The sequence below is a fragment of the Nocardioides rubriscoriae genome (genome assembly GCF_008087085.1).
Taxonomy (GTDB): Bacteria; Actinomycetota; Actinomycetes; order Propionibacteriales; family Nocardioidaceae; genus Nocardioides; species Nocardioides rubriscoriae.
Window position 1 is genome coordinate 1 of the sequence record NZ_VIYJ01000008.1, and the last position, 15,599, is coordinate 15,599.

At 72.7% G+C, this 15,599-nt stretch carries 14 protein-coding genes; 1 reads left to right on the plus strand and 13 read right to left on the minus strand.

The window, feature by feature from the left end; genetic code table 11:
* Positions 1–331 precede the first annotated feature (331 nt).
* From FZC61_RS14605 to argC, 11 genes are all read right to left on the minus strand, one after another.
* Complete coding sequence (locus tag FZC61_RS14605; protein WP_148614920.1) at positions 332–925, minus strand: DNA-3-methyladenine glycosylase; 594 nt, start codon at positions 923–925, stop codon at positions 332–334.
* Entirely contained in the window at positions 909–2,324 is a 1,416-nt protein-coding gene (gene argH / locus FZC61_RS14610) for an argininosuccinate lyase (RefSeq protein ID WP_148614921.1), read from the minus strand. The genes FZC61_RS14605 and argH overlap by 17 nt, the downstream gene beginning before the upstream one ends.
* Positions 2,321–3,241: an NUDIX domain-containing protein gene (locus FZC61_RS14615; RefSeq protein ID WP_148614922.1), complete on the minus strand. Its 921-nt coding sequence runs from the start codon at positions 3,239–3,241 to the stop codon at positions 2,321–2,323. The genes argH and FZC61_RS14615 overlap by 4 nt, the downstream gene beginning before the upstream one ends.
* Positions 3,241–4,683, minus strand: coding sequence for an argininosuccinate synthase (gene argG, locus FZC61_RS14620; protein WP_148614923.1), 1,443 nt, complete (start codon positions 4,681–4,683; stop codon positions 3,241–3,243). The genes FZC61_RS14615 and argG overlap by 1 nt, the downstream gene beginning before the upstream one ends.
* The gene (locus FZC61_RS14625) at positions 4,683–5,216 is read right to left on the minus strand and encodes an arginine repressor (RefSeq protein WP_246142732.1); all 534 of its coding nucleotides are present in this window, start codon (positions 5,214–5,216) and stop codon (positions 4,683–4,685) included. Before FZC61_RS14625 ends, argG begins: the two co-directional genes overlap by 1 nt.
* Before the next feature lie 62 nt (positions 5,217–5,278).
* Positions 5,279–6,208: an ornithine carbamoyltransferase gene (gene argF, locus FZC61_RS14630; protein WP_148614925.1), complete on the minus strand. Its 930-nt coding sequence runs from the start codon at positions 6,206–6,208 to the stop codon at positions 5,279–5,281.
* Positions 6,205–7,383: an acetylornithine transaminase gene (locus tag FZC61_RS14635; RefSeq protein ID WP_148614926.1), complete on the minus strand. Its 1,179-nt coding sequence runs from the start codon at positions 7,381–7,383 to the stop codon at positions 6,205–6,207. Before FZC61_RS14635 ends, argF begins: the two co-directional genes overlap by 4 nt.
* Complete coding sequence (gene argB / locus FZC61_RS14640; protein WP_148614927.1) at positions 7,376–8,308, minus strand: acetylglutamate kinase; 933 nt, start codon at positions 8,306–8,308, stop codon at positions 7,376–7,378. The genes FZC61_RS14635 and argB overlap by 8 nt, the downstream gene beginning before the upstream one ends.
* A 49-nt stretch (positions 8,309–8,357) precedes the next feature.
* Positions 8,358–9,509: a bifunctional glutamate N-acetyltransferase/amino-acid acetyltransferase ArgJ gene (gene argJ, locus FZC61_RS14645; protein ID WP_148614928.1), complete on the minus strand. Its 1,152-nt coding sequence runs from the start codon at positions 9,507–9,509 to the stop codon at positions 8,358–8,360.
* 26 nt (positions 9,510–9,535) lie between these two features.
* Positions 9,536–9,925 (minus strand): ACT domain-containing protein, encoded by a 390-nt coding sequence (locus tag FZC61_RS14650; protein ID WP_148614929.1) that lies wholly within the window; start codon positions 9,923–9,925, stop codon positions 9,536–9,538.
* Positions 9,922–11,007 (minus strand): N-acetyl-gamma-glutamyl-phosphate reductase, encoded by a 1,086-nt coding sequence (gene argC, locus FZC61_RS14655; protein ID WP_425465821.1) that lies wholly within the window; start codon positions 11,005–11,007, stop codon positions 9,922–9,924. The genes FZC61_RS14650 and argC overlap by 4 nt, the downstream gene beginning before the upstream one ends.
* Positions 11,008–11,102: 95 nt before the next feature.
* On the opposite strand from argC, the gene FZC61_RS14660 reads away from it, so the two are divergent.
* Positions 11,103–11,930 carry a maleylpyruvate isomerase family mycothiol-dependent enzyme gene (locus FZC61_RS14660; RefSeq protein WP_148614931.1) on the plus strand — a complete coding sequence of 276 codons (828 nt, stop codon included), beginning with the start codon at positions 11,103–11,105 and terminating at the stop codon, positions 11,928–11,930.
* A 23-nt stretch (positions 11,931–11,953) separates the two neighbouring features.
* Here FZC61_RS14660 and pheT read toward each other — a convergent pair whose 3' ends face one another.
* On the minus strand, positions 11,954–14,443 hold the full coding sequence (gene pheT / locus FZC61_RS14665) for a phenylalanine--tRNA ligase subunit beta (RefSeq protein WP_148614932.1): 2,490 nt from the start codon (positions 14,441–14,443) through the stop codon (positions 11,954–11,956).
* On the minus strand, positions 14,443–15,549 hold the full coding sequence (gene pheS / locus FZC61_RS14670; protein WP_148614933.1) for a phenylalanine--tRNA ligase subunit alpha: 1,107 nt from the start codon (positions 15,547–15,549) through the stop codon (positions 14,443–14,445). The genes pheT and pheS overlap by 1 nt, the downstream gene beginning before the upstream one ends.
* Between the last annotated feature and the right edge of the window lie 50 nt (positions 15,550–15,599).

Genomic DNA, 15,599 nt, shown 5'->3' on the forward strand with positions numbered 1-15,599 from the left:
GACAAATACGATTACTAGCTATCGCCAGAATCATTGCCGAAAAAACTAAACCCATCCAACAAACAGACGAGCATCAAACTAATTCGTCGACTATGACACACTGTTGAGTTCTCAAACATCAGACGCATACGCCCTCAAGATCCTTGCGGACCCGATCTGGCGCAACCTCGTAAACATTACCGTTCCGTGTCATCCGCGTCAACTCGAGGAGCTGGGCGGCTGCTGGAGCCGGTGCCGGGCATGCGGACTCCGCTCGATCTTGGGCCTGCCTGGCCCCGAGTGGGAGTCGCTCACCGCGACGACCAGAACGTTAGAGCACGTGATCCGGCGTTCACAAATCGGGGTGGTGCGAGACCGCTCTGGGGTGTCTCCGGTACGCCGAGACCGTGGGGTCGCCGGCCAACCAGAACCGCCAGGGCCGGTCGGGGGCCAGGCGCAGACCGGTACGTGGGCCAGCCATGACGGGCCCCGACGCCTCGCCCTGCTCCAGCCGAACTACTCCCCCGGCGAGCCACGTCCCACCGTCCTCGAGCGTGACGTCGAGCGTGCGGCACAACAGCGCCGGGCCGCGGGCCAGCTGGCGGTCGAGCACCCCGGGGCGTCGCGACCGGGCGACGCCGAGACCGTCGACCACCTCCCCGGCTCGCAACAGCACGGCCGACGCCGTACCGGGCTCACCGACCACGACGTTGGCGCACACGTGCATGCCGTAGCTGAGGTAGCAGTAGAGCCGACCGGGCGGCCCGAACATGACGTCGGTACGGGGGGTGCGTCCCCGGTAGGCGTGGGAACCGGGGTCGTCCGCGCCGGCGTAGGCCTCGACCTCGGTGATGCGCACGGCGACGTCGCCCTTGCGCAGGACGTAGCCGAGGAGGCGCGGGGCGACCTCCTCGGCGGGGCCGACGAGGTCAGACCAGTCGGTCACGGAACTGCGCCACCGCGGCTCGCACCTCGGTGAGCTGCTCGTGCACCCTCGCCGGGGCGGTCCCCCCACGCCCGTCACGGGCAGCGACGGATCCCTCTACCGTGAGCACTGCTCGCACCTCCGGTCGCAGGTGCGGGGAGATCTCGGCGTACTGCTCGTCGGTCAGCTCGTCGAGCTCGACACCCAACTCCTCACACCGTTGCACGCACGCACCGGCGACCTCGTGGGCCACGCGGAACGGCACTCCCTCGCGCACCAGCCACTCGGCGACGTCGGTCGCGAGCGAGAAGCCCTGGGGTGCGAGCTCGGCCATCCGGTCGGTGTCGAAGGCCAGGGTCGCGACCATCCCGCTGAACGCCGGCAGCAGGACCTCGAGGGTGTCGACGGAGTCGAAGACCGGCTCCTTGTCCTCCTGGAGGTCGCGGTTGTAGGCCAGCGGCAGAGCCTTGAGCGTCGCCAGCAGGCCGGTCAGGTTGCCGACCAGGCGCCCTGCCTTGCCCCGCGCGAGCTCGGCGATGTCGGGGTTCTTCTTCTGCGGCATGATGCTCGACCCCGTCGACCACGAGTCGTGCAACCGGACGAAGCCGAACTCGCGCGTCGACCAGAGGATGACCTCCTCGGCCAGGCGGCTGACGTCGATCCCGACCTGGGCGCACACGAAGGCGAACTCGGCGACGAAGTCGCGCGCCGACGTGCCGTCGATGGAGTTGGCCGACGACCCGGTGAAGCCGAGCTCGGCGGCCACGAGCGTGGGGTCGAGACCCAGGGTCTGACCGGCCAGGGCACCGGCACCGTACGGCGAGTCGCCCGCGACCCGACGGTCCCAGTCGAGGAACCGGTCGACGTCGCGCAGCAACGGCTGCGCGTGGGCGAGCAGGTGGTGGGCGAGCAGGACGGGCTGCGCGTGCTGCAGGTGCGTACGACCGGGCATCACCGCGTCGCCGTGTGCCTCGGCCTGGGCGACGAGGGCGTCGACGAGGTCGAGCACGCCGCGGGCGACCGGGCGCACGTGGTCGCGCAGGTACATCCGGAACAGGGTGGCGATCTGGTCGTTGCGGCTGCGCCCGGCGCGGAGCCGGCCGCCGACGTCGGCACCGACCTCGTCGAGCAGCAGCCGCTCGAGCGCACCGTGCACGTCCTCGTCGGCCGGGCTGGGGACCAGCTCGCCCGAGCGGAACCGGTCGGCGAGGACGTCGAGCCCCCGGTGGATCTCGGCCTCGTCGCCGGGGGTGAGGTAGCCCGCCGCCCCGAGCGCCTTGGCGTGCGCGTGGGAGCCGGCGATGTCGTAGAGCGCCAACCGCCAGTCGAAGTGGGTGGAGCGCGACAGCGCCTCGAGCTCGGGCGACGGACCACCGGCGAAGCGGCCGCCCCACAGCTTGCCCTCGTTGGTCGTGCTCACTGGTCTCCTCCTGGGTGGGCCGCGGACACCGCGTCCCTCATGATCTCGGGCAGGCTCGAGGGCCGGAACGCCGGTTGGTCGCGCAGGGCGTCGGGGGTCCACCAGCCCCACCCGAGGACGTTGCCGACCTCCTCGGGCTCGAGGCGGTCGAAGCTCACCTCGACGTCACGGCCCAGGGGCAGCGCGTAGTAGGTCGAGTCGCCGACGTAGTGGACGCCGGCCCACGAGAACGGGTCGACCAGCCGGTGGACCGGGCCGACCAGCCGGTCGGGGGCGACCACGATCCCGGTCTCCTCGAGCAGCTCGCGGACCGCCGCGTGCGCCGGTGGCTCCCCCGGCTCGACAGCACCGCCGACGCTGCCCCAGTAGCGCTCCCCCGGTCGCGCCGGGTCCTGCTCCTCGAGAAGCAGCACGGCCCCGTCGGGACTCACCGGCAGCACCCGGGCGGTGACCCGGACGCGGGCGTCACGGACGGCTGCCACGGCGCGCGCGGCCAGGTGTGGCAGGTGGGGGGTGCGCATCCGTGGGTGGTCGACCAGGTCCGCCGGAGCGATCCACACGTGGCCGAGGATGAAGTCGAGCTCCTCGGGTGTGTGCCCTGCGAAGTCGACCACGGCCTCGTCGACCGCAGCGGCGAAGACCGTGGCGTGCATCGTGTGGGCGACCCCGTGGCGGTCGGTCCAGCTGATCGGTCCGTCGTGCAGCGGACCCCGCAGCTCGTCGGTCGTGATCTCGATGCCGGTCTCCTCGGCGAGCTCACGCACGGCTGCGTCCCTCACCTCCTCACCGGACTCGATCCGGCCGCCCGGGGTCAGCAGCCCGCGATGGCCGTCGGCGGCCCTGACCTCGAGCAGCAGCACCCGGTCGTCGCGGTCGACGACGAGCACCCGTGCGGAGGCACCTGCTGTCTGCGCCATCAGTCGGTGCCGAACTCCATCGCCGCCGCGTCGAGGGCCTCATCGCTGATGTCGCCCTCGGCGCCGGGGTTGCGCGAGATGCGCTCGGAGCCGCCCTGCTCGATCTCGCCGAAGAGCGTGCCGTTCTCGACGAGGACCTGACCCTGCTCGAGCGGCTGGTCGGCGTAGAGCTCGAGCTTGGCGCGGGAGTCGGCGATGTCGAGGTTGCGCATGGTGAGCTGGCCGATGCGGTCGAGGGGACCGAAGGCGGCGTTGTCGGTGCGCTCCATCGACAGCTTGTCGGGGTGGTAGGAGAACGCGGGACCGTCGGTGCGCAGGACGGTGTAGTCCTCGCCACGACGCAGCCGGAGCGTCACCTCGCCGGTGACCAGCGAAGCGATCCACCGCTGGATCGACTCCCGCAGCATCAGCGCCTGCGGGTCGAGCCACCGGCCCTCGTACAGCAGGCGCCCGAGGCGACGGCCGTCGGCGTGGTAGAGCGCGATGGTGTCCTCGTTGTGGATGGCGTTGAGCAGGCGCTCGTAGGCGATCCAGAGCAGGGCCATGCCGGGCGCCTCGTAGATGCCGCGGGACTTGGCCTCGATGATGCGGTTCTCGATCTGGTCGGACATGCCCAGCCCGTGGCGACCACCGATCGTGTTGGCCTGGTGGACCAGCTCGACGGCGCCCTCGGCGCCCTCGAAGACCTTGCCGTCGATGGCGACCGGCCGTCCGCGCTCGAAGCGGATCGTGACGTCCTCGGTGTCGATGGCCACCGACGGGTCCCAGAACTTCACGCCCATGATCGGCTCGACGGTCTCGAGGGAGACGTCGAGGTGCTCGAGGGTCTTGGCCTCGTGGGTGGCGCCCCAGATGTTGGCGTCGGTCGAGTAGGCCTTCTCCTGGCTGTCGCGGTAGGGCAGGCCGCGCTCGGTGAGCCACTGGCTCATCTCGGTGCGACCCCCGAGCTCGTGGACGAAGTCGGCGTCGAGCCAGGGCTTGTAGATGCGCAGCTCGGGGTTGGCGAGCAGGCCGTAGCGGTAGAACCGCTCGATGTCGTTGCCCTTGAAGGTCGAGCCGTCGCCCCAGATGTCGACGCCGTCCTCATGCATCGCGCGCACCAGCAGCGTGCCGGTGACCGCGCGGCCCAGGGGCGTGGTGTTGAAGTAGGTGCGGCCGCCGGAGCGGATGTGGAAGGCGCCGCACGCCATCGCGGCCAGCCCCTCCTCGACCAGCTGGGGCTTGATGTCGACGTGGCGGGCCAGCTCGGCGCCGTACTCGAGGGCGCGGTCGGGCACCGAGGCGATGTCGGGCTCGTCGTACTGGCCGATGTCGGCGGTGTAGGTGCACGGGACGGCGCCCTTGGCACGCATCCACGCGACGGCGACCGACGTGTCGAGGCCGCCGGAGAAGGCGATGCCGACGCGCTCGCCGACGGGGAGGGACGTGAGGACCTTGGACATCAGGCTTCCTTGCGTTCGGGGTGGGGTGGGAGGTGGGGATCGGGGTCGTGGACGGGGCCGGCGAGGCCCAGGAAGCGCCGGGCGAGGGCCTCTCCCCCGGCCGGGTCACGGCCGATGACCAGGACGGTGTCGTCGCCGGCGATGGTGCCCAGGATGTCGGGCAGCTCGGCCCTGTCGAAGGCCGAGGCGAGGTACTGGGCGCCGCCGGGAGGCGTGCGTAGGACGACGAGGTTGGCGCTGGCCTCGGCGCTGACGAGCAGCTCGCCGCACAGGCGGCTGAGGCGCTGGACGGCTGCGGCGGTCTCGCCCGACTGCAGGCGACGGTCACCGCCCTCGCCGGGGACGGCGTAGACGAGAGCACCGCTCGCGGAACGGACCTTGAGCGCGTCGAGCTCGACGAGGTCGCGCGACAGCGTGGCCTGGGTGACGCGCACGCCCTCACCGGCCAGCAGCTCGGCGAGCTGGGTCTGCGAGTGGACCGAGTGGTGCGTGACGAGCTCGATGATGCGCTGGTGGCGCGCGCTCTTGGTCACCGGGACGCGGGTCCCGTTGGTCGCGCCGGTCGCGCCGGTCGCGCCGGTCGCGTTGGCGCCGGTCACGCCGACTCCTCGAGGAGGAAGGCCAGGACCGCCTTCTGCGCGTGGCGGCGGTTCTCGGCCTCGTCCCACACGACGCTCTGCGGGCCGTCGAGGACCTCGGCGGCGATCTCCTTGCCGCGGTAGGCCGGCAGGCAGTGCAGGACGATCGCGTCGGGCGCGGCCAGCGCCAGCAGCCCCGGGGTCAGCGCGTAGGGGGCGAACACCTCGACCCGTGAGTCGACCTCGGCCTCCTTGCCCATCGAGATCCAGGTGTCGGTGACGACCACGTCGGCGCCGGCCACGGCTGCTTCCGCGTCGTCGTACGCCGTGGCGGAGCCACCGGTCGCCGCGGCGATCTCGTCGGCGCGGGCGAACGTCGCCTCCGACGGCAGGTAGCCCGCAGGGGCCGCCACCCGGACGTGCATGCCGGCCGTCGTACCGGCCAGGAGCCAGGAGTTGCCCATGTTGCAGGCCCCGTCGCCGACGAAGGCCACCGTCAGCCCGGGCAGCGTGCCCTTGTGCTCTCGGACCGTGAGCAGGTCGGCGACGAGCTGGCAGGGGTGGAAGTCGTCGCTCAGCGCGTTGACGACCGGGACCCCGGCGTGGGCGGCCATCGTGTCGAGGTCGGCCTGCGCGAAGGTGCGCCACACGACGACCGCGACCTGCCGGGCCAGCACCCGGGCGACGTCGGCGACCGACTCGCGCACGCCGATGCCGGCCAGGCGACCCTCGACGAGCATCGGGTTGCCGCCGAGCTCGGCGATGCCGGCGCCGAAGGAGACCTGGGTGCGCAGGGTGGGCTTGTCGAAGATCATCGCGACCGACTGCGGCCCTTCCAGCGGCCGCCGGGAGTACGGCGAGCCCTTGAGCTCGGCGGCAAGGTCGAGAAGCCGGGACTGCTCGGCGGGGGTGAGATCGTCGTCGCGCAGGAAGTGCCGGACGGTCACGGCTGCTCCCCCATCGCCTCGTCAAGGATCGCCGGCCAGGCCGCGAGGAAGGCGTCGACGTCGTCGGTCGTCAGCACCAGCGGGGGCGCGAGCCGGATGCGTGCGGGCGTGGGGTTGTTGACGATGAACCCGGCGCGCAGCGCGGCGGCGGCGACCTCGGCCGAGGCGTCGGTGGACAGGTCGAGCCCGACGAGCAGGCCCTCACCACGCACCTCGGTGACCCGCGGGTCGGCCAGCAGCCCGTCGCGCAGCTTGTGCCCCAGCACGGTCACGTGCTCGAGGAGGCCCTCGGCCTCGATCGTGTCGATCACCGCGAGCGCGGCCGCGCAGGCCACCGGGTTGCCGCCGAAGGTGGAGCCGTGGTTGCCGGGCTGGAGCAGCTCTCCGGCCGCGCCGAGCGCCAGGCACGCCCCGATCGGGAAGCCGCCGGCCAAGCCCTTGGCGACCGTGACGACGTCGGGGGTGACGCCGCTGCGGTGGTGCTCGAACCAACGACCCGTGCGGCCCATGCCCGACTGGATCTCGTCGAGCCACAGCAGCGCACCGTGCGCGGTGGTGATCTCCCGCGCCGCGGCGAGGTAGCCGTCGGGGGCGACGACGACGCCGGCCTCGCCCTGGATCGGCTCGAGGAGCACGGCGGCGGTCTCGTCGGACACGGCGGCGGCGAGCGCCGCGGTGTCGCCGTACGGGACGAACGTGACGTCACCGGGCAGCGGCTCGAAGGGCGCGCGGTAGGCCTCCTTGGAGGTCAGCGCGAGGGCGCCCATGGTGCGGCCGTGGAACCCACCCGCGGCCGCGACGACGTGGGTGCGACCGGTGCGTCGCGTCAGCTTGAACGCGGCCTCGACGGCCTCGGTGCCGGAGTTGGTGAAGAAGACCTTGCCGGCACCGTGGTCGAGCAGCGAGAGCAGCCGCTCGGCCAGGGCGATCTGCGGCTCGGAGGCGAAGAAGTTGGAGATGTGGCCGAGCGTCGAGAGCTGCTCGGTGACGGCCGCGACCAGCGCGGGGTGGGCGTGACCGAGCGCGTTGACCGCGATGCCGCCGAGCAGGTCGACGTACTCCTCGCCGTCGCTGTCCCAGACGTGCGCGCCCTGACCGCGGACCAGCGTCATCTTGGGGGGACCGAAGGTGTTCATCAACGAGGCGGCGTACCGCTCCTGGTAGGTGTCACTCACCGGCGTCCCTCGCCTTCCGGGTCTTGGTCTCCACGCCGGGCAGGACCTGGGTGCCGACGCCCTCCTTGGTGAAGAGCTCGAGCAGGACCGCGTGCGGCTCGCGGCCGTCGACGACGGTCGCGCGGGGCACGCCGCCCTGCACGGCCTGCAGGCAGGCCTTCATCTTGGGGACCATGCCACTGGCGAGGTCGGGGAGGATCTCCGCGAGCGACTCGGGGCTGATCTCGCCGATGACGTCCTCGGAGCTCGGCCAGTCGAGGAAGAGTCCTTCGACGTCGGTGAGCACCAGCAGCTTCTCGGCGCCGAGGGCGAGGGCCAGCGAGGCCGCCGCTGAGTCGGCGTTGACGTTGTGGACCAGGCCGTCTGCGTCGGGCGCGACGCTGGAGACCACCGGGATGCGGCCGGCCTCGATGATGTCGAGCACAGCCTCGGGACGCACGCTCGTGACCTCGCCGACCAGACCGAGGTCGACCTCCTCGCCGTCGACGACGGTGTTGGTCTGGGTCGCGGTGAAGAGCTGGGCGTCCTCGCCGGACAGGCCGACGGCCAGGGGGCCGTGCTCGTTGATCAGCCCCACGAGCTCGCGCTGGACCTTGCCGACGAGCACCATCCGGACGACGTCCATCGCCTCGGGCGTGGTCACGCGCAGGCCGCCGCGGAACTCGGACTCGATGCCGAGCTGGTCGAGCATCGCCGAGATCTGGGGTCCGCCCCCGTGGACGACGACCGGCTTGAAGCCGGCCAGGCGCAGGAACACGATGTCCTCGGCGAACGCGCGCTTGAGGACGTCGTCGGTCATGGCGTTGCCGCCGTACTTCACCACGACGATCTTGCCGTGGTACTGCTTCAGCCACGGCAGGGCGGCCGCGAGGGTGCGGGCCTTGGCCTGGTCGGGCTTGGCCTGGTCGGTGCTGTCCTGGCTCATGCGGTGTCTCCTCCGAGGGACGTGCTCACGAGGCTGCTCACGAGGCTGCTCACGAGGAGTACGCGCTGTTCTCGTGGACGTAGGCGTGGGTGAGGTCGTTGGTCCAGACCGTCGCACGGTCCGAGCCCGACTTGAGGTCGATGGTCACGGTGACCTCGCGGGGGCCCAGATCGACCAGCGCGGGGTCGGCGTCGGGCGTGGAGCGCCGACAGACCCAGACGCCGTTGATCGCGACGTCGAGGTCGGCGGGGTCGAAGGCGGCCGAGGTGGTGCCGATGGAGGCGAGCACGCGGCCCCAGTTGGGGTCCTTGCCGAAGACGGCGGCCTTGAAGAGGTTGCTGCGGGCCACCGAGCGCCCGACCTCGACGGCGTCGTCCTCGCTGGCGGCGTTGAGGGTCGTGATCGCGATGTCGTGGTCGGCACCCTCGGCGTCGCGCAGCAGCTGCATGGCCAGGTCGGTGCACAGCTGGGTCAGGGCGTCGGTGAAGTCGGGCAGCGACGGGGTGATGCCGCTGGCGCCACTGGCCATCACCGTGACGGTGTCGTTGGTCGACATGCAGCCGTCGGAGTCGAGCCGGTCGAAGCTGACCCGGGTGGCGGCGCGCAGGGCACGGTCGAGGTCGGCGGCCGGTACGACGGCGTCGGTGGTGATGACCACCAGCATGGTCGCGAGCGCCGGTGCCAGCATCCCGGCGCCCTTGGCCATGCCACCGATGGTCCAGCCGGCGCCCTCGACGACGGCCTGCTTGCTCACCGAGTCGGTGGTCATGATCGCGTGGGCGGCGGCGTCACCACCGTCGGGTGACAGGGCCGCGTGGGCGGCGTCGACCCCGGCCAGCACCTTCTCGCGGGGGTTGGCCAGCCCGATCAGGCCGGTCGAGCAGACCACGACGTCGATCGCGCCGATGCCGAGGTGGTCGGCCACGCGCTCGGCGACGGCGTGGGTGGTCTGGAAGCCCTCCGGCCCGGTGTAGCAGTTGGCGCCGCCGGAGTTGAGGACGATGGCCCGCACGACGCCGTCCTTGACGGCCTCCTTGCTCCACAGCACCGGGTTGGCCTGGCAGCGGTTGGCGGTGAAGACCGAGGCGGAGTCGTAGGTCGGGCCCTGGTTGACCACCAGGGCGAGGTCGGCGGCGCCGGTGGACTTCAGCCCGGCGGCGACGCCGGCGGCAACGAAGCCGGCGGGGGTGGTGATGCTCATGGTGGTGGTGCTCCTGGGTGGGTGGGTCAGGCGACGGGGGCGGGCTCGACGGCGTGGCCGCGTCGTCGCCAGGCCTCGGTCGCGCGCTCGACCTCGGTGGCCGGCACGAGCACCCAGACGTTGGTGAAGGTGGTGAGCACGTGGATGGACACGCCGTCCTCGGCGAGCGGGGTGAGCAGGTCGACCAGGACGCCTGCCGTGCCCGAGGTGGCCGGGTCGGCGAGCGTGAAGCCGGTGAGCCCGCGGTCGCCGGGCACCTTGGTCGGCACGGACCGGCCGGCGCAGACCAGCGAGGTCTCGGTCGACGAGGCCGTGATGGAGAACAGCGACGACGACTCGGCCCACTCGGGCACGTCGGCGCCGGCGGCGAGCTTGAGCACGGCGAGCTTCTCGGGGAACTGGTGGATGGTGCTCATGGGGCGAGTCCTACCGTCGAGAGGCCCAGGGACTCGTCGAGACCCAGGGCGAGGTTGAGGCACTGCACGGCGGCGCCGGCGGTGCCCTTGGCGAGGTTGTCGACGGCGCCGACGGCGACGAGCCGCCGTGCGACGGGGTCGACGGTGACCTGCACGTGCACGGCGTTGGAGCCGAGGACGGACTGGGTCTGGGGCCACTGCCCGGGGGGCAGGACGTGGATGAAGGGCTCGTCGGCGTAGGCCTTGGTGTAGGCCGCGTAGGCGTCCTCGGCGCTGACGCCGTCGCGCACCGGTGCGCTGCAGGTCGCGAGGATGCCGCGCGCCATCGGGACGAGCAGCGGCGTGAAGCTGACCGACAGCGCGCCGGCGTCGGCGGCCAGCGGGCCGAGGTTCTGGGTGATCTCGGGCGTGTGCCGGTGGACGCCGCCGACCCCGTAGGCACTTGCGTTGCCCATCGTCTCGCTGCCGAGCAGGTGCGGCTTGGCCGCCTTGCCGGCGCCGCTGGTGCCGGAGGCGGCGACGACGACGACGTCGGGCTCGACGAGCCCGGCGGCCAGGGCCGGGGCCAGGGTCAGGGTGCTGACCGTCGGGTAGCAGCCGGGGACAGCGACCCGCCGCGCGCCGCGCAGCAGGTCGCGCTGGCGGGAGCCGTCGGGGTGGATCAGCTCGGGGAGGCCGTAGGGCCACGTACCGGCGTGCTCGCCGCCGTAGAAGCCCTCCCACGCGGTCGGGTCGGCCAGCCGGAAGTCGGCGCCGCAGTCGATGACCACCACGTCGTCGCCCAGCTCGCGGGCCAGCGCACCGGACTGCCCGTGGGGCAGGGCCAGGATGACGACGTCGTGCCCGCTCAGCGTGGCGACGTCGGTCGGCTCGAGCACGCGGTCGGCCAGCGGGACCAGGTGGGGCTGCAGGGAGCCGAGGGTCTCGCCCGCGTTGGAGCCCGCGGTCAGCGCCCCGATCTCGACCCCGGGGTGGCCGAGCAGCAGGCGCAGGGCCTCACCGCCGGCGTACCCGCTGGCGCCGGCGACGGCGACCCGTGGTCGGGGGTGGGCACGGGGCGGTGACGTCGTCGTCATGTGCATGACCATACAGAAGACAGCATGGTCATGCACAACCGGGTCGGGCCGCGTCCTTATCCGGACGACGACTGTCCGGGTCAGGCCCTAGCGTGCCGAGCATGCTCCTCGACACCCGGCTGCCTGCGCAGGCCTACCTCGACCACATCCGTCGCGAGTCCGCCCGGTTCGGTGCCGTGCTCGCCGCCTGCGATCCCGCGGCCCGCGTGCCGGCCTGCCCCGACTGGGACGCCGCCGACCTGCTGTGGCACCTGGCGGGGGTGCAGTGGTTCTGGAGCCGGACGATGGCGCAGCGACCCGACGGTCCACCCGACGAGGCCGCACGACCTCCGCGCGCCGACTCCTACGCCGGGCTGCTCGACCAGTACGCCGAGCTGTCGGCCGGCCTCGTCGACGTGCTGACCGGCCTCGACCCGGCCGAGCCCGCCTGGTCGTGGGCCGACCACGTGCCGGGCGGGCAGACCGTCGGGTTCACCCTGCGACGCCAGGCCCACGAGGCGCTGATCCACCGCCTCGACGCCGAGCAGACCGCCGGTCCCGACCTGGTGACCCCGCTCGACCCGGCCCTGGCCGCCGACGGCGTCGCCGAGCTCCTCGAGGTGATGTACGGCGGGCAGGCACCCGTGTGGGGCCGCATCGAGCCGGGGCCGCACCGCGTGCGGATCGACCTGACCGACGTCGGCGGCTCGATCTGGGTGCGGCCCAGCACCTTCTTCGGCACCCATCCCGGGTCTGGCAAGAACTACGACGGCCCGCACGTGGTGGTCGTCGACGACCCCGGCACCGAGCCCGCGGCCGCGGTCGCCGGCGCGGCCGCCGACCTCGACGCCACCTGGTGGAAGCGACGCGGCGCCGACGGCATCGAGGTCACCGGCGACCCGGCGGCGTACGACGCGCTGCTGGCCGCGCTCAGCCCGCCGCTGGACTGAGCGCACGAGTGGCAGACCGCCGGTCAGCGTTGGACGGCGCCGCACCGCTCCCGTGCGGCGGCGACGGCCGCGTCCCGGGCGGCTGAGGTGTCCTCCTCGGTGAGGGTGCGGTCGGAGGCGCGAAAACGCAGCGCGAAGGCCAGCGACTTGCGGCCCTCGCCGACCTGCTCGCCGGTGTAGACGTCGAAGAGCCGGATCGACTCGAGCAGGTCACCGGCGCCGGCGCGCAGGGCGGTCTCGACCTCGGCGACGCTCACCGAGGTGTCGACGAGCAGGGCGACGTCCTCCTTGGCCAGCGGGTACGACGAGAAGTCGGGGCCGGCGACGGCGTCGGGCACCGCAGCCAGCAGGGCGTCGAGGTCGAGCTCGAGCGCGGCGCTGCGCGGCGGCAGGCCGGTGGCCCGGCAGGCGTTGGGGTGGAGCTCACCGGCGTGGCCGAGGGACGACCCACCGACCAGCAGCTCGGCGCAACGACCGGGGTGCCAGGGGGCGAGCGCCGCCGCCCGGACCTCGAGGTCGACACCGAGCTCGGTGGCCAGGCGACGGGCCACGCCGACGGCGTCGGACCACGCGGTGTCACGACCGGCGCCCCACCACCCGGCCCGCTCGCGCTCGCCGGCGAGGACGACGGCGAGGTGGAGCGGCTGGCGCGGGAGGGTGTCGAGGAGCGCGGCGAGGTCGTCGGCCGACGGTCGCGTCTCGACGCCGAAGATCGGCGCCGGTCCCCGGTCGACCGGGAACGCGACGGTGCCGGTCTCGAACAGCGCCACCCCGGGCGCACCGCGGCCGAGGTTGCGGCTCGCCGCCTTGACCAGGCCGGGGAGCAGGGTGGTGGTGTAGCCGGGCTCCTCGGACGAGAGCGGGTTGGCCAGCCGCACGGTGTGGCGGCGGGGGTCGTCGGCGGGCACCCCGAGCTGGTCGAGCGCGGCCTCGCCGACGAACGGGAAGCTGATCACCTCGACGCACCCGGCGCCGGCGAGCGTGCGGCCGACGCGGCGGCGCAGCTGCTGGCTGCGGGTGAGCCCGCGCCCGGCACCGGGGGTGGGCAGCACCGACGGCACCTGGTCGTAGCCGACGATGCGCGCGACCTCCTCGACCAGGTCGTAGGGGTCGTTGAGGTCGGGGCGCCACGGCGGCGGCGTCGCGGCGAGCGTGTCGCCGGCGGTGCTGACGGCGCAGCCGACGGCCTCGAGGTGGGCCACCGTGGTCTCGTCGGGCACGGGCATCCCGCTGATGCGCGCGGGCAGGTCGACGGCCATCTCGATCGGGCGCGGCTGCGGCGCCGAGCCCGCGACGGTGACACCCGGGACGGCGACCCCGCCGCCGTGGGTGACGAGCAGCTCGACGACCCGGTCGGCCGCGGCCTCGCAGACGGTCGGGTCGACGCCGCGCTCGTTGCGCTTGCCGGCCTCGGAGCCGATCTTGTGGCGCTTGCCGGTGCGGAACATCGACGTGGCGTCCCAGTGGGCCGACTCGACGAGCACCCGGGTGGTGGTGCCGGAGATCTCGGTCGGCTCACCGCCCATGACGCCGCCGAGGCCGATGATGCCGGAGTCATCGGTGACGACGAGGTCCTCCGGCGACAGCGCCCGGTCGGTGCCGTCGAGGGTGGTCAGCCGCTCGCCCGCACGTGCCCGGCGTACGCCGATCGGGCCGGTGAGCTTGTCGGCGTCGTAGGCGTGGATCGGGCGACCGATCTCGAGCATCACGTAGTTGGTGACGTCGACGGCCAGCGAGATGGGGCGCATCCCGGCCTGCACGAGGCGGCGCGCCATCCAGTCGGGCGTGGGGGCCGACGGGTCGAAGCCCTCGACGAGCCGGGCGACGAACAGCGGGCAGCCCTCGGGGTCGTCGATCACCACCGGGTAGCCATCAGCGTCGGCGGGCGGGGTCGCGCGGGCGGCCGGGTCGGTGAAGGTGGCCCCCTCCTCGCGGTAGGCGAGTGCCGCCTCACGGGCGACCCCACGCAGGCTGAGGGCGTAGGCGCGGTCGGGGTTGATCTCGAACTCGATGACGTCGTCGTGGAGGCCGAGGACCTCGAAGGCGTCGTCGCCGGGCCGGCCGGCGTCGGGCGGCAGCACGATGATGCCCTCGCCGTCGGCGGACAGGCCGAGCTCGGCGGCCGAGCAGATCATCCCGGCCGAGACGTGGCCGTAGGTCTTGCGGGCGCTGATCGCGAACCCACCGGGCAGCACGGCGCCCGGGAGCACCACCACGACCAGGTCGCCGGCGTCGAAGTTGTGGGCGCCGCAGACGATGCCCTGGGGCTCACCGGTGCCGTTGGCGTCACCGACGTCGACGGTGCACCAGTTGATGGTCTTGCCGTTCTTCTGCGGCTCGGGCTCGCGGGTCAGCACGCGGCCGACGACGAGCGGGCCGGTGATCTGGTCGCCGGGGCTCTCGATCGCCTCGAGCTTGAGGCCCAGGGCGGTGAGCCGGGCCGCGAGCTGCTCGGTGGTGACGTCGCCGGGCAGGGCGACGTAGTCCTTGATCCAGGAGACGGGGGCCTTCATCAGAGATCCGATCCGAAAGCGGTGGTGAAGCGGACGTCGCCCTCGAAGAGGTCGCGCAGGTCGGCGATCGAGTGGCGGAACATCAGGGTGCGGTCGATGCCCATGCCGAAGGCGAACCCGCTGTAGCGGTCGCTGTCGACCCCGCAGGCGCGCAGCACCCTGGGGTTGACGACGCCGCAGCCGCCCCACTCGATCCAGCCCTCGCCGCGGCAGGTGCGGCAGGTGACGCCGTCGATCTCCTGCGCCCCGCGGCACACGAAGCAGACGAGGTCGACCTCGGCCGACGGCTCGGTGAAGGGGAAGTAGGACGGCCGGAAGCGTGTGGTGATGCCCTCGCCGAACATCGCGGTCGCGAAGTGGTCGAGGGTGCCCTTGAGGTGGGCCATCGAGATGCCCTCGTCGATCGCCAGGCCCTCGACCTGGTGGAAGACCGGGCTGTGGGTGGCGTCGTACTCGTCGGTGCGGAAGACGCGACCGGGGCACACGACGTAGATCGGGGGCGTGCGGGTCAGCATGGTGCGGGCCTGGACCGGCGAGGTGTGGGTGCGCAGCACCATCGCGTCGTCGGCGGGGTCGGTCCAGAAGGTGTCCTGCATCGTGCGGGCCGGGTGGTCGGGCCCCAGGTTGAGCGCGTCGAAGTTGAGCCACTCGGCCTCGATGACCGGGCCCTCGGCGACCTCCCAGCCCATGGCGACGAAGATGTCGGCGATCAGCTCGGAGCCGGTGGTCAGCGGGTGACGGGCGCCGGCCGGCACCCGGTCGGTGGGCAGGGTGACGTCGACGGTCTCCTCGACGAGCATCCGCTCCTCGTGCTCGGCCTCGAGCACGGCCTGCCGCTCCGCCAGCGCCTTCGACACCGCTCCCCTGGCCTGGCCGACGCGCTGGCCGGCCTCCTTGCGGGCCTGCGGCGGCAGCGCGCCGATCTCGCGGTTGGCCAGCGCCAGCGGCGACCGGTCACCGGTGTGGTCGATGCGCACCTGCTTGAGCGCCTCGAGGTCGGCTGCGTCGGCGATGGCGGCGAGCGCGGCATCGCGGGCGGCGTCGACCTCGTCGGGCTTCAAGGTGGAGACCTCCACAGGGTCGTAGTCGGTGTTGGGGCCGGACATGGTGGTGAGTCTAGGAACGCGCGTCGGTGCGCTGCGACCCGGTTGCCCCC

Bases quoted from the DNA above. Each gene is read 5' to 3' on its own strand.
- argB (WP_148614927.1), bottom strand. From the start codon at position 8,308: ATGAGCCAGGACAGCACCGACCAGGCCAAGCCCGACCAGGCCAAGGCC.
- FZC61_RS14650 (WP_148614929.1), bottom strand. From the start codon at position 9,925: ATGAGCACCATCCACCAGTTCCCCGAGAAGCTCGCCGTGCTCAAGCTC.
- argC (WP_425465821.1), bottom strand. From the start codon at position 11,007: ATGCACATGACGACGACGTCACCGCCCCGTGCCCACCCCCGACCACGG.
- argG (WP_148614923.1), bottom strand. From the start codon at position 4,683: ATGTCCAAGGTCCTCACGTCCCTCCCCGTCGGCGAGCGCGTCGGCATC.
- FZC61_RS14660 (WP_148614931.1), top strand. From the start codon at position 11,103: ATGCTCCTCGACACCCGGCTGCCTGCGCAGGCCTACCTCGACCACATC.
- argJ (WP_148614928.1), bottom strand. From the start codon at position 9,509: ATGAGCATCACCACCCCCGCCGGCTTCGTTGCCGCCGGCGTCGCCGCC.
- FZC61_RS14615 (WP_148614922.1), bottom strand. From the start codon at position 3,241: ATGGCGCAGACAGCAGGTGCCTCCGCACGGGTGCTCGTCGTCGACCGC.
- pheS (WP_148614933.1), bottom strand. From the start codon at position 15,549: ATGTCCGGCCCCAACACCGACTACGACCCTGTGGAGGTCTCCACCTTG.
- pheT (WP_148614932.1), bottom strand. From the start codon at position 14,443: ATGAAGGCCCCCGTCTCCTGGATCAAGGACTACGTCGCCCTGCCCGGC.